This window comes from Rhodopseudomonas sp. P2A-2r, from assembly GCF_026015985.1.
In the GTDB taxonomy this organism is placed as follows: Bacteria; Pseudomonadota; Alphaproteobacteria; order Rhizobiales; family Xanthobacteraceae; genus Tardiphaga.
This window is the reverse complement of record NZ_CP110389.1, coordinates 5,484,924-5,498,736: the sequence shown is the minus strand read 5'-3', so window position 1 is coordinate 5,498,736 and position 13,813 is coordinate 5,484,924. Positions and strand designations below refer to the sequence as shown.

The following is a 13,813-nucleotide window of genomic DNA, read 5'->3' as shown; positions in this document are numbered from 1 at the left end:
TTCGCCTTTAGGGTGGTATTTTGAGCCAATGGACCCGTCCAAATTGTTGTCGTTATGCAACACCTCTAAACAACATCTTCCCAAAAGCCGAGAATGCCTAAAAAGTCGGCGCTTGCTTGTTTTTTCACTTCACGCTCGCGGCATCCCGCCGCAGATTGGGGCCACATTAAGGAATTCGCTGCGTCGGTTACCGCGATCTTGGAACTGCAGCACAGTTGGGCTTTTAAAGTGATGGGGACCACCATGAAGAAAACAATAGTGTCAGTCGCAGCCTTGCTCGCGATCGGTATGGGCTCGGCCTCGGCGGCTGATCTCGGGGCCAAAGTGTATAAGAAGGCCCCCCGATCGTTGCTTTCGATCCTTGGGATATCGCTTTCGGCAGCTCCATCACCAACGACTACGTGTTCCGCGGCGTCACCCAGTCGAACCACAAGCCTTCGGTGACGGCCTACTTCGAGCCGCGCTACAATGTGACCAAGGATCTGCAGCTCTACGTCGGTACCTCGGCATCGAGCATTTCCTTCGCGAACCGCGCCGCGGCTGAGCTTGACGGCTACTTCGGTATCCGCCCGACCTGGGGCATCGCAGCCTTCGACTTCGGCTTCTGGTACTACGGATATCCGGGTGGCCAGTGCTACCAGTCGCAGGCTTTCTGCGGCAGCAACCAGTCCTTCGCGGATGCTCTGACCGGCGGTCTGCCGATCAACGGCAACTTCGCGAAGAAGGATGCGAGCTTCTACGAAGGCTACGCCAAGGTTAACTTCACCCTCAACGACCAGTTCGCTATCGGCTTCAACGAGTACTATTCGCCGAACTTCCTGAACCTGGGCGCCTGGGGCAACTACGCTTCGGTCACCGGCAAGTACACCGCGCCGAGCACCTACTTCGGCTCCACCGGCATCGGCATGTACATCTCGGGTGAGTACGGCCGCCAGTGGCTGGGCACTTCGGATGCCTTCTACGGCACCGGTGCAGGCACCCGTTACGCGGGTGGCATTCCTGAGCCAAGCTACAACACCTGGAACGTCGGCGTCGGCTTCACCTACAAGGTGTTCACCCTCGACCTGCGTTACTCCGACACCGACCTCTCGAAGGGCGCCTGCAACGCTTTCACCAGCGACAACACCGCCACCACGACGCGTGTTTCCAGCCAGTCCGCCATCAATCCGGGCGGGTTTGAGTCCAACTGGTGCGGCGCCACCGGCATCGTCAAGCTGTCGGCTGACCTGACCGCGATGTCGAACCTGAAGTAAGCACCTCTCTTCGGATCGAAGGGGCGGCAGAGCAATCTGCCGCCCCTTTTTCGTTGTCGAGATGGCGTGAAGCGCCCGCGGGCTGCGATTGCGGCGCGGCACGAGACCTGCAGAAGCATGCCATCATGCAGACACGTCGCTACCTGACCCATCTCAGCATTCGCTCCCGACTCGCCCGCAAACGTTGGACCCGGCACGTCCTGTTCGTCATCGGCGGCCTTTGCGTCGGCCTTGCCGCCATCACCATGGCCTATCTGGCAGATCAGGCGCAGGCGGCGTTCGGCATGGTGCTCGGCCACTCCCGCTACTGGGCCGTGCTGGTGACGCCGCTCGGCTTCGCCGTCTGCATGTGGCTGGCGATCGTCGTTTTCCCGAATGCGCAAGGGTCGGGCGTGCCGCAGGTGATTGCCGCGCTGCGGCTGCCGCACGAGCAGCGTGGCCCCCTGGTTTCGCTCCGGGTCGCCTTCGGCAAGGTCATCGTCATGACGCTGGGGCTGTTGTGCGGTGCCTCGACCGGACGCGAAGGCCCGACCATCCAGGTGGGCTGCGCCATCATGGCGGCGCTTGGCCGGTTCGCGCCTTACCGGCAGCCCGGCTTTCTCCTCGCCGGCTCTGCAGCCGGCGTCGCGGCGGCGTTCAACACGCCGCTTGCAGGAATCGTCTTCGCCATCGAGGAACTCAGTCGCGCGTTCGAAATGCGGACAGCGGGACTGATCATCGGGGCGATCATTGCCGCGGGCCTCACCTCACTGGCGATTGTCGGGGACTATCAATATTTCGGCACCACGTCGGCGACGCTGCCGCTGGGCATGGCGTGGATCGCGGTGCCGGTTTGTGCCGTGCTGTGCGGCATGCTGGGCGGGCTGTTCAGCAGGGTTTTGATCCGCTTTGCGCTTGGCATTCCCGGCCGGGCGGGCGGCTGGATCAAGCGGCATCCGGTCGCGTTCGCGGCCATATGCGGGCTCGGCGTGGCGCTGTGCGGGCTCATGAGCCACGAGCATGTTTTCGGCACCGGCTATGAGCAGGCGCGCGCTATCATTCACGATGGCTCGGGGGCAATCGACTACAGCTTCGGCGGATGGAAGTTCGCCGCCACGCTGCTGTCGGCCATATCAGGCATTCCCGGCGGAATCTTCGCGCCGTCGCTGGCCATCGGGGCCGGCATCGCGTCGGATCTGTCGCTGCTGTTTCCCCAGGCGCCGCTCGGCGCGCTGGTGCTGATCGGGATGGTCTCCTATCTGACCGGCGTCGTGCGCGCGCCGATCACATCCTTCGTCATCACGTCCGAGATGACCAATGACCACGCCATGGTGATCCCGCTGATGGCGGCGGCGCTGATCGCCAACGCCGCCTCGCAACTCGTGACCAAAGAGGGCCTCTATCACGCGCTTGCCAAGATCACGCTGGCGCGCTTCGAGGCCGGTGCTTCCGGCGAGGCGGAGCCTCAATCGGCGGGCCGCTGAGGCGCCTCCTGCAACGCGAAGCCGTGGCCCGACCGGGCCATGGTGATGTTGCGCCGGTGGAAGGCCTCGAGCGTGCTGCGATGCCCGATCGAGACGATGGTGGTGTTCGGCAGACGATCCTCGATCAGGCTGTACAGCGCCGCCTCGGCGGGTTCGTCGAGCGAGGCGGTGGCCTCGTCTAGGAACAGGTATTGCGGCTGGTGCAGCAGCGCGCGGGCAACGCCGAGGCGCTGCTGTTCGCCGAGCGACAGCATCCGGTTCCAGTGCGCATCCTCGTCAAGCCGCGTCGCCAGCGCCGGCAGGCCGACCGCGATCACGGCATCGGCGATGCGCTGCGCGCCAAACTGGCTGGTTTCGGCGGGATAGGCGATCGCGTCCTGCAGCAGGCCGACCGGGAAATACGGCCGCTGCGGCAGCATCATCAAGGTGGCATGGGCGGGGATCGCGATGCGTCCGCTGCCGAACGGCCAGATGCCGGCGATGGCGCGGAACAGGGTCGACTTGCCGGAGCCGGAGGGTCCAGTGAACAGCGTACGCTCGCCGCGGCGGAAGCTGAAGCGCCCGGCGCTGACCATCGGCGTGCCGTCGGGCAGGCCGACCTTCACGTCATCGAGGTCGATGGCGCCGTTGTCGGCGGGAGCCACATGGATGATGTCGGCCTTGGTGGTCAGCGCCTCGGCGCCGGCGATCGCGGCTTCGAAGCCGTCGAGACGCGCGACGCCCGCCTGCCATTCGGCCAGCGTGCGATAGGCGGTGATGAAGAACGACAGTGCGTCCTGCACGCTGCCGAAGGCCGATGCCGTCTGCATCATGCCGCCGAGCTGGATCTTCTCGGCGAAGTAGGCTGGCGCGATCAGCACATACGGAAAGATCACCGAGATCTGCGAATAGCTGGCGGTAAAGGCGGTCAGCTTCTTGGTGCGGCTCATGATGCCGAGCCAGTTCTCCACCACGCGCGCGAAACGCGTCGACAGGCGGATGCGCTCCACCGGCTCGCCATGCAGCAAGGCAATCTGCTCGGCATTCTCGCGGGCGCGCACCAGGTTGAAGCGGAAGTCCGCCTCATATTGCTGCTGCTGGAAATTCAGCCCGACCAGCGGCGAGCCGATCAGGTGGGTGAGGGCGGTGCCGATCGCCGCATAGACCAGCGCGGCCCAGACCAGATAGCCGGGAATCGGAATTTCGCGGCCGAACAGGTGCAACGGCGCGGCATCCGACAGCCCCCAGAGGATCACCACGAACGACGCCAGCGTGACCACTGAACTGAGCAGGCCGACGCCGAGCGCCAGCGTGCGGTCGACGAATAGCTGGGTGTCCTCGGCGATGCGCTGGTCGGGGTTGTCGGCGGCGTCGCCCTGCAGCTGCATGCGGTAGTGGTTGCCGTGCGACAGCCAGCCGCCGAGATAGCGCTCGGTCATCCAGCGCCGCCAGCGGATCTGCAGCCACTGGTTCAGATAGAGCTGGTACACCTTGAGCGCGATGAAGATCGCCGCCAGGACCGAGAAGTAGCCGAGCTGGTAGGTGAAGACGTCGAGATTGCGTTCCTGCAGCGCGTTGTAGAACACGTTGTTCCAGCGGTTGAACAGCACGTTCAATCCGACCACGGCCAGTTCGATGACGATGACGGCGGCGAGCAGGCCGCGCGCCATCCACTTGTCCTCGGAGCGAAAGTAAGGGATGGCGATCCGCCAAACGGTCGCCAGTGTCGCGCGAATGTTCTTCACAAATAGGTCTCCGGATCGGGACGCGAACTGCCCCGGGATAGGAAAGAATTCGACTGTCTATACTAAAGTTGCAGTTTTGATGGCCTGCGTCGTCTTGTTACCAAAAGGTAATTGACCCTAGCATGGCAGTAACGGCGAGGGGCGGGGGCCTTTCCCATTGGATGTGACCTGAGCGACCGGGGCGAGTGGTCGTCATATCACGCAATGCGATCTTCCCGCGATCACGCCAGGCTGTCCTGACCCACCACGCAGATCGGGATCGGCAATTGGGCGTGGGGGAGAGCCGCGATGTGGAATCAGGTCTACAATCCGTTGAACAGTCAGGTGCTATCGACCATCGCCGCGGCGATCCCGGTGGTGACGTTGCTGGTGCTGATCGCCAGCGGCAAGGTCAAGGCGCATCTCGCCGCGATCATCGCCGTGATAGTGGCCAATCTCATCGCGATCTTCATCTTCACCATGCCGGCGGGCATGTCGATCCGCGCGTCGCTGCTCGGCGTGGTGGCCGGCTTCTTCCCGATCGGCTGGATCGTGCTGAACGTCATCTTCCTCTACCAGATCACGGTGGCCACCGGCCGCTTTGACCTGCTCAAGCGCGCCATCGGCGGCGTCACCGAGGACCGCCGGCTGCAGTTGCTGCTGATTGCCTTCGCCTTCGGTGCGTTCTTCGAGGGCGCGTCGGGCTTCGGCACCCCGGTGGCCATCACCGGCTCGGTGCTGATCGGTCTCGGCTTCTCGCCGCTGGCGGCGTCCGGCCTGTCGCTGATCGCCAATACCGCGCCGGTTGCCTACGGCGCGCTGGGCACGCCGATCCAGGGCCTGGCTTCCGTCACCGGCCTCGATCCCTACATTCTCGGTGCCATGGTCGGCCGGCAATTGCCGGTGTTCTCGCTGCTGGTGCCGTTCTGGGTGGTGTGGGCATTCGCCGGCTGGAAGGGCATGAAGGATGTCTGGCCGGCCATTCTGGTCACCGGCCTGTCCTTCGCGATCCCGCAATTCGTGATCTCGAACTATATCAACCCATGGATCGTCGACATCGGTGCGTCGCTGATCTCCATGGGCTGCCTGATCCTGTTCCTGAAAGTCTGGCAGCCGAAGGTGCTGTGGCTGTCGCCGGCACTGCGCGGCAAGGACGAGATCCGCGGCCACCATGACGGCGCCGAAGCCGATGGACAAGACGCCGCTGACCTCCGCCGAGCTGTGGAGCGCGCTGATGCCTTGGATCATCGTGTGCATCGTGATGCTGATCTGGGGCAATGGCGGCTTCAAGACCTGGGCGAATTCGATCTTCACCTGGAACTATCCGGTGCCGGAACTGCACAACATGATCAACAAGGTGCCGCCGGTCGCTCCCAAGCCGACGCCCGAGGGCGCGGTGTTCGGCTTCACCTATTTGTCGTTCACCGGCACGGGCATGCTGATCGCCGCCATCATCTCCGGGTTCCTGATGGGCTATTCGCCCGCCAAGATGATCGTCTCCTACGGCCGCACCATCAGGCTGTGCGCGATCTCGCTGATCACCATCTCGGCGATGCTGGCGATCGGCACGCTGACCCGGCTGTCGGGCGTCGACGCCACGCTCGGCCTCGCTTTTGCTGCGACCGGCGTGATGTATCCGTTCTTCGGAACGCTGCTGGGCTGGCTCGGTGTCGCGCTGACTGGCTCGGATACCGCATCGAACGTGCTGTTCGGCAACCTGCAGAAGATCACCTCGGAGCAACTCGGCCTGTCGCCCATCCTGATGGCGGCGGCGAACTCGTCGGGCGGCGTGATGGGCAAGATGATCGACGCGCAATCGATCGTCGTGGCATCGACGGCGACCAACTGGTACGGCCACGAGGGCACCATCCTGCGCTACGTATTCTGGCACTCCATCGTGCTGGCCTGTCTGGTCGGCTGCGTGGTGATGCTGCAGGCCTATGTCTATCCGTTCACGGCGATGGTCCTGAAGTAGACCACTCCGGCAACCAGCATATTGCTTCACCTCTCCCGTTGGGGGAGGTGAAGCAGCGCGCTTCCTCTTTTCGCCCGATTTGTGCGCGAACCGATCTGGCCAATGTTGCGGGCGTCACGTAAGAACCCGCCGGGTTGGATCGGTCAGTCAAATCGGGATTCAGATGATGTCAGCCATGACATGTTGGCGCGCGGCAGTCGCCGTCTCGGTGCTGTTGGTCGGCCTGCCGGCGCAGGCCGCCGAGGAGTTTCCGTTCGGCCTGCAGATGAGTCTCGACGCGGCCCCGCAGCCCGGGTCGAAGCGGGTGCCGAATCTCGACATCGGCGATGCCGGCGAAACCCTCGTTGAACTGTGGTGCAAGGGTGGCAAGGGGCAGTTCTCGGTGGCCGGCGACACCGTTGTCTTCGTCGCCGGCGCCATGGACGCACGCAACTGTCCACCGGCGCGTGCGCAACTCGATGACGAATTGCTGGCGGCGCTGGGTGAGGCCACCAACTGGAAGCGGCAGGGCGATGCGATCACCTTCATCGGACCGAAGCCGCTGCGGTTCCGGCTCAATACCAACTGAGAAGCACGCGTCCGCTACCGATCTGCCAGAATCATGTCCGCACACGCCACTGCGCTCTGGATCACGCCGGTGTAGCCGCCGAAACCGGCATAGGCTGACGCCAGATAGATCCCCGGCAATGGCGTCCGCGGCGAGCGCACCGGCGCGCCCGGGGTCGGCGCGAAGCCATAGACCGCGCCGTGCGGCGCGTTGAGATATTGCCGCACCGACAGCGCGGTATTGAAGGAGGTCGCGGTGACGGCGTCCGCCAGACCCGGATAATGCGAGATCGAGATAGGCGATGATGGCGGCTTGCCATCGCCCGCGCTTGGCGCGGTAACGTTCCATGTCGGACGGATCCCAGTTCGACAGCAGGTCCGGCCCGAAGATCGACAGCACAAACGGCGGCGCCGGCACGCCGGCGTCGATGGCCGCATAATCGACGATGGCCAGCGGCGGCATGTGCTCGCTGGGCTCGGCGGCCATCAGCGTCGTTCCCTTGGCATAGTCCGACAGCCGCGTCAGCCACGGCGGCAGCAGCTGGGTCGAGTAGCCGTGCAGGCCGAACTCGCCTGGCGGCCGCGACAGGCCGAGCGTTAGCGCGAACAGCGATATCGACGGTGTCTCCGCCTCGTAGTGCGCGCGCAAGGTCTGCGCGGCAGCCGGCGGCAGCAGTGCGGCGAGGGTTTCCGGTGCGGCGTTGCTGATGATGCATGGCGTCGTGACGGTCTGCGGATCGCTGCCGTCTTTGGCGCTGTGCGTCACCATTTGCATGCCGTCCGGGCCGGGCGCGATGGCAGTCACGGTCCGGCGCAGCAGCGCATCGTTGCCGGCGGTCTTGATGGCGCGCGCCAGCGCGCTCGACAGCCGCTGCGAGCCGCCTTTCACGTAGCAGGCGCCGTTGCGCAACAGGCTGCCCTGGGCGGCTGCGAACCATTGCCAGGACAAGGTGGCGGGGTCGTCATGGTAGTAGGCGAGATTGGCGGCCAGGGCACATTTGACGGCCTCGTTGTCGCCGAACACGGCATCGAGCTTCTGCTGCAGCGACAGTGAGGCGTCGGAGGCGGGCGGTGCTGCGCCGGCGACGATCTGCGCGATGTCGTCCAGGATCTTCGCAATGCCGTCGCGGGCCTCGGGAAAACGCCGCGTCAGCGCGGCGCAGGCGTCGTCGAAATTTGCCGGCACCGACAATGGCGCGTCGAGCGGTCCGCCGCGTGCCTCGTAGAGATCGCCGCCGGGTGTCCAGGTGATGGCGTCGAGCACACCGGCCCGGGTCAGCGGTCCGTGCTTGGGATCGCCGATCTCGCGCGGGTCGCTGGTCTCGTGCAGCGAGCCTTCGACGAACAGGTCGCCGACCTTGTAGCTCGATGCCGCGCCACCCACCGAATTGCTGCGCTCGATGACCAGCACCTTGCGGCCATTGCGGGCCAGAATCGCCCCCGCGGCCAGGCCGCCGAGGCCTGCGCCGATCACCACCACATCATAGCGCGCCATCAGCGGTTCGTTCCTGCGATGGCGGCTACTTCCAGTTCGAATTGTCGGCGTTCCAGCGCTGAGCCTTGAACTCCGCGGCGAGGGCTGCGATCGCGCCGTTGTCGTCGCGCGGGTCGCTTTCCTCCTCGCCGCCGGTGGCGTCGGCGAGGTTAAGTTTGGCACCCGCGGCCTCATCCGCGGTGGATACCGCTGGAGCCCCGACCCACAGCATCAACCGGTCGGACGCGCCCGGCCGGTCGGCGGCGGCGAGGGCGTTGATCTCCAGCGTCTCGGTCAGCTCAAGCCCCGGCATCAGTTGGCTCGGCCGCTTGAAGGTCAGCTTCAATTTTCCTGTCTCGTCGCTCCATTTCGACGCCGTCAGTTTGGCCGACAGGGACTTGGCCAGCACGTTGGCGATCGTCGTCGCAATCTTGTCACGGTTCAGTCTGTCGCCGTCGCGCCACTCGGCGGCGGCGAAGCGGATAGTGCGTTCCAGATCGACCGCGCCGGTGGTCCAGCCGGCGTTGACCACGCCGGGATAGGTCTTTGCCTTGGCCACGAAGGCCGCCGCGCGCTCCGGATCGATATTGAGCGTGATTACCTGCTCGCCGGCGCGCAAGGCGTCGCAGGCGACGCTGAGGCTGCCGAGCGACACCTCGACATTCTGCCCCTTCAGCGTGCGGACGAAATCCAGCGCCGCCTCCAGCTTGATCTTGACCGCAACCGCTTCGGGAGAGACTTCGGTGAAATCCTTCGGCGACGCGGTGATGTTGTCGTCGACGGCCTGGTTGTCCTGGAATTCCTTTTCGCTCTGGTCGGAATTGTCGGATGAGACCACGTTGTTGGTGGTCTGGCCCACGGAGATCTGGCCCTTGAATTCGAAATTCTCGCCGGTGGGCTTGCGCGTCAGCTTGACGGAGACCGGCAGCTTGTCGACCTGGGTCTGGGCGGTGCCGGTCAGGGTCTGGCCGCTCACGGCGAGGTTGGCGACGAAGCGGTCCTTGCGCTCGGAACCCTTTTCGGCGGGATAGCAGACGTCGAGCGTCGCCGATGTGACGGTCTTGCCCTGGCGGATTTCCTTGAGGATGACGTCGGCATTGCCGTCCATCAAACCGTCAATCGAGGTGAAGTAGCGGGCCTCGTTGGCCGGCGCGGCGCTCTTGGGCGCAAGCTTCATCTGGGCGGAGGCAGGTCCCAGCGCCAGCACGGTTGAGGCCGCAGCAAGACCGGTCAGGCAAAAACGAAGCGCGCGCATTTCAAATTCCTCGAACAGGGCAATGATTCCACCCTAGAGCTTTTTGTCGCCGGATTGAATCAGAACCGGGGCGACAACAAAAGAGCTTCGACAACCTTGCGTTCCCCGCAAAAGAAGGCCGCCCGGAGGGGCGGCCTTCGATATTGAACGCTCGGGTTGAACGGTCGGGCTCAGAAGCCCATGCCACCCATTCCGCCCATGCCACCCATACCGCCGCCACCGCCCGGCATTGCCGGCGCGGCTTCCTTCGGAATGTCGGCGACCATGGCTTCGGTGGTCACCAGCAGGCCGGCGACGGAGGCCGCGTCCTGCAGTGCGGTACGAACCACCTTGGCGGGGTCGATGATGCCCTTGGCGACCATGTCGACATATTCCTCGGTCTGAGCGTCGAAACCGAAGGTCTCGGACTTGTTCTCGAGGATCTTGCCGACCACGATCGAGCCTTCCACGCCGGCATTCTCGGCGATCTGGCGGATCGGGGCTTCCAGCGCCTTCAGCACGATATTGATGCCGGCCTGGACGTCGGGATTGTCGTTCTGGATGCGGCCGACGGCCTTCTTGGCGCGCAGCAGCGCGGTGCCGCCGCCCGGCACGATGCCTTCCTGAACGGCCGCGCGGGTCGCGTTGAGCGCGTCGTCAACGCGGTCCTTCTTTTCCTTCACTTCGACTTCGGTGGCGCCGCCGACGCGAATGATCGCGACGCCGCCGGCCAGCTTGGCCAGACGCTCCTGAAGCTTCTCGCGGTCGTAGTCCGAGGTGGTTTCCTCGATCTGCGCCTTGATCTGGTTGACGCGCGCCTCGATGGCGGGCTTCTTGCCGGCGCCGTTGACGACGGTGGTGTTCTCCTTGTCGATCACCACCTTCTTGGCGCGGCCGAGCATGGCGAGCGTGACGCTCTCCAGTTTCATGCCGAGGTCTTCCGAGATCAGCTGACCGCCGGTCAGGATCGCGATGTCTTCCAGCATTGCCTTGCGGCGATCACCGAAGCCCGGCGCCTTGACGGCGGCAACCTTGAGGCCGCCACGCAGACGGTTGACGACGAGGGTGGCGAGCGCTTCGCCTTCAACGTCCTCGGCGATGATCAAGAGCGGCTTGCCGCTCTGCACAACGGCTTCGAGCACCGGCAGCATGGCCTGCAGGCCGGACACCTTCTTCTCGTAAAGCAGGATGTAGGCATCCTCGAGTTCGGCGGTCATCTTCTCGGCATTGGTGACGAAGTAGGGTGACAGATAGCCGCGATCGAACTTCATGCCCTCGACGATATCGACTTCGGTTTCGAGCGACTTGTTCTCTTCGACGGTGATGACGCCTTCGTTGCCGACCTTCTGCATCGCCTGGGCGATCATCTTGCCGATGGTGGCGTCGCCGTTGGCGGAGATGGTGCCGACCTGGGCAACCTCGGCCGAGGAGGCGACCGGCTTGGCACGCTTGGTGATGTCCTTGATGACGGCGGCGACGGCGATGTCGATGCCGCGCTTGAGGTCCATCGGGTTCATGCCGGCGGCAACCGACTTGGCGCCTTCACGGACGATGGCCTGGGCCAGCACGGTGGCGGTGGTGGTGCCGTCGCCGGCGGTGTCGTTGGTCTTGGAGGCGACCTCGCGCAGCATCTGCGCGCCCATGTTCTCGAACTTGTCCTCGAGCTCGATCTCCTTGGCGACGGTGACGCCGTCCTTGGTGATGCGCGGAGCGCCGAAGCTCTTCTCGATCACCACGTTGCGGCCCTTGGGACCGAGGGTGACCTTCACTGCGTTGGCGAGGATGTCGACGCCGCGCAGCATGCGATCGCGCGCGTCTCCGGAAAACTTGACGTCTTTGGCAGCCATGTTGGGTGCTCCTGAAAGAGAAACTTGGAAAAACGAATTCCGGTTGTCGTCGCCCGGCCGTGCGCGCAATTGCGCGCTAGGAACGGGCGATCCAGTACATGCCGGCCTGGCGATTCAATCACCGGCGACCGCGTCTACTGGGCCACCCGCTTTCGCGGGTGGTGACAGTCCTAGTGGTATGCGACGCCAGTGCTTACGCCAGCACGCCCATGATGTCGGATTCCTTCATGATCAGCAGCTCTTCGCCGTCGAGCTTGATCTCGGTGCCGGACCACTTGCCGAACAGCACCTTGTCGCCGGTCTTGATGTCGATCGGCAGCAGCTTGCCGGCCTCGTCACGGCCACCGGGGCCGACCGCAACCACCTCGCCCTCCTGGGGCTTTTCCTTGGCGCTATCCGGGATGATGATGCCGCCCTTGGTCTTTTCCTCGGCGAGAATGCGCTTGACCACGACGCGGTCGTGCAGCGGACGGAATTTGATCTTCGACATGGATGTTCCTTTGGCTAGGCTGACGGGTGAATCGCTGTCATATGGGCCAGGGCCGGACGATTTGGCCGCGTTTGGGTCGATCGGTCCGCGCCCTTAGCAATCGCGCTTCAAGAGTGCTAAAGAAGTGCTCCGGAAATATGGCGAGATACCGATCCTGTCAAGCAAGGGCTTAAGGCCTTGGTGAGGCCAATATAGGATGATTTGGAAACCATATCGGTGCAAAGGCGTAGTTGATAGCGTCATTGCTCCGCCGGTGTTCGTGCTGGGCTGCGGACGGGCGCAGTCAGCAACAATCGATATTTTTACGGGGATGCTATGATCAGGTCACGCAACGCGCGCGCAATTGCCAATTTGGGGGTCGCCTCGATGCTGGCCATGTCTTTGGGCGCGTGCAGCTCTTTCGGTGGACTCGGCGGCTTCGGCACGTCGCAGCCCGAGGTTGCCCAGGAGCCGCCGCCGGCGCCCGAGATGCCGGCCTCGATCCGCGCCGACGAGCTGGTCGGCCGCTGGGGTCTGGCGTCCTACATGAACCCGGCGGATCGCACCCGCACCGAGAATGCCGCGCGCGGCCAGTGCAAGCAGCCCTATATCATCGGCGCCGGCACCTCCGGCGGGGTGATCATGCATCTCGCCGACGAGGCGACGCCCCAGGAATTGCGCCTGAAAGGCAGCCCGAGCGGCAAGAACTATATCGGCCCGGCCGGCCCGGCGGGCGGCGAAAAGGACCGCGAGATCGTCTCTTTTGACGGTCGGGTTCTGGTGACGCGCTTCATCGACAAGGATGCCGCGGTTCGCTACGGAAACATGGTGTACGTCCGCTGCGCACCGCGGGCCTAAAGAGCTACGTCCGGTCTGATACGAAAACGGCGCCTCCCGTGGGAGGCGCCGTTTTTTGTGGTCATTCGGGAACGTGAGCGCTGAAGCTGCGAGCTATCCCGGAATGAGGGGTGGGCCTAGCCGAACAGCGCGTCGATATCGTCCTGCGAGGCGTGGCCGACGTCGCCGTTGAGCTTCGGGCCATTGAGCAGGCGGTCGTCACCCTCGCGCTCGTCAACAATCGGCGGCGCATGGGCGCGGATGGCGTCGACGCCGCCCCAGATGTCCATCATGGTCGTGATGTGGTTCTCGATGAACTTCATCGTGGTCATCACCTTGCTGATGCGCTGGCCGGTGAGATCCTGGAAGTTGCAGGCCTCGAAAATCGAGACAACGCGTTCCTGGATTTCCTCGGTGAGCTGCTTCTGCTGGTCGGGTGAGGTGATCTTGCTGAGGGCCGTGGAGGCGTTGTCGATCGCTTCCGCCGCTTCCAGGATCTGCTGGGTGGCTTCCTCGGTGCCGCCGACCACCGCGCCGAGCTCGCCGTTGACCTTGGCCATTTCCTCGCCGTCGAAGCTCTTGCCGTGCAGAACGGCAATCTCCTGCTTGGTGCGGGTAATGGCATCGTGGATCAGGTCGAGCTCGATCTTGAGCTTTTCGCACTGTTCGATCTGGGCGCGATAGGTCTCGAGGAGGGCGTGGGCCTCGGCGACCTGGGCGTCGGTGGACGCGCCGATCTGGTTGGTAACTGCATTCTCGCCTTGATGAGGTCGACCCATCTGGTCGCGGATCGCGCGCAGCTCCGTCATGATCTCCCGGTGCATGGGCATAGTATCGCCAGCGATTTCGGCGGGCATCGGCGTACCACCGAGAATGACTTCTTCGATACGAAAGCGCTTGCGACGAACAGACATCAGGTCCCCCAACGTTCAATCAATGCCTTGTCGTACACGGATCAGTTTAACGGCGGGTTCACGCGGATTGTCGTGTTGCAAACACCGCTCATCACGCG

9 protein-coding genes and 3 pseudogenes are annotated in these 13,813 nt (G+C 64.1%); 5 read left to right on the top strand and 7 right to left on the bottom strand.

Translation table 11 applies throughout. The features are described from left to right. Positions 1–65 precede the first annotated feature (65 nt). Positions 66–245, bottom strand: a complete 180-nt coding sequence (locus tag ONR75_RS26535) for a hypothetical protein (RefSeq protein WP_265079875.1) — start codon at positions 243–245, stop codon at positions 66–68. Between ONR75_RS26535 and ONR75_RS26530 the strand changes: the two are divergent. Further along, positions 244–1,253: pseudogene (locus ONR75_RS26530) on the top strand (TorF family putative porin). The gene ONR75_RS26535 and the pseudogene ONR75_RS26530 overlap by 2 nt on opposite strands. 125 nt (positions 1,254–1,378) lie before the next feature. Continuing rightward, on the top strand, positions 1,379–2,716 hold the full coding sequence (locus ONR75_RS26525) for a chloride channel protein (RefSeq protein WP_265079874.1): 1,338 nt from the start codon (positions 1,379–1,381) through the stop codon (positions 2,714–2,716). Here ONR75_RS26525 and ONR75_RS26520 read toward each other — a convergent pair. After that, positions 2,698–4,440 (bottom strand): ABC transporter ATP-binding protein/permease, encoded by a 1,743-nt coding sequence (locus ONR75_RS26520; RefSeq protein WP_265079873.1) that lies wholly within the window; start codon positions 4,438–4,440, stop codon positions 2,698–2,700. The genes ONR75_RS26525 and ONR75_RS26520 overlap by 19 nt on opposite strands. 288 nt (positions 4,441–4,728) lie before the next feature. Between ONR75_RS26520 and ONR75_RS26515 the strand changes: the two are divergent. Beyond that, positions 4,729–6,394 (top strand): annotated as a pseudogene (locus tag ONR75_RS26515) (L-lactate permease). A gap of 175 nt (positions 6,395–6,569) precedes the next feature. Further along, complete coding sequence (locus tag ONR75_RS26510) at positions 6,570–6,962, top strand: META domain-containing protein (protein ID WP_265079872.1); 393 nt, start codon at positions 6,570–6,572, stop codon at positions 6,960–6,962. 14 nt (positions 6,963–6,976) lie between these two features. Here ONR75_RS26510 and ONR75_RS26505 read toward each other — a convergent pair. The 4 genes and pseudogenes from ONR75_RS26505 to groES form a co-directional block, all read right to left on the bottom strand. After that, positions 6,977–8,435: pseudogene (locus tag ONR75_RS26505) on the bottom strand (phytoene desaturase family protein). Positions 8,436–8,460: 25 nt separating this feature from the next. After that, positions 8,461–9,669: a hypothetical protein gene (locus tag ONR75_RS26500; RefSeq protein ID WP_265079871.1), complete on the bottom strand. Its 1,209-nt coding sequence runs from the start codon at positions 9,667–9,669 to the stop codon at positions 8,461–8,463. Positions 9,670–9,839: 170 nt separating this feature from the next. Beyond that, positions 9,840–11,495, bottom strand: coding sequence for a chaperonin GroEL (groL, locus tag ONR75_RS26495; RefSeq protein WP_265079870.1), 1,656 nt, complete (start codon positions 11,493–11,495; stop codon positions 9,840–9,842). 193 nt (positions 11,496–11,688) lie between these two features. Beyond that, positions 11,689–11,985, bottom strand: coding sequence for a co-chaperone GroES (gene groES / locus ONR75_RS26490; protein WP_265079869.1), 297 nt, complete (start codon positions 11,983–11,985; stop codon positions 11,689–11,691). Between the two features lie 315 nt (positions 11,986–12,300). On the opposite strand from groES, the gene ONR75_RS26485 reads away from it, so the two are divergent. Beyond that, positions 12,301–12,822, top strand: coding sequence for a hypothetical protein (locus tag ONR75_RS26485; protein ID WP_265079868.1), 522 nt, complete (start codon positions 12,301–12,303; stop codon positions 12,820–12,822). Between the two features lie 116 nt (positions 12,823–12,938). Here ONR75_RS26485 and ONR75_RS26480 read toward each other — a convergent pair whose 3' ends face one another. Then, the gene (locus ONR75_RS26480; protein ID WP_265079867.1) at positions 12,939–13,715 is read right to left on the bottom strand and encodes a protein phosphatase CheZ; all 777 of its coding nucleotides are present in this window, start codon (positions 13,713–13,715) and stop codon (positions 12,939–12,941) included. Positions 13,716–13,813 lie beyond the last annotated feature (98 nt).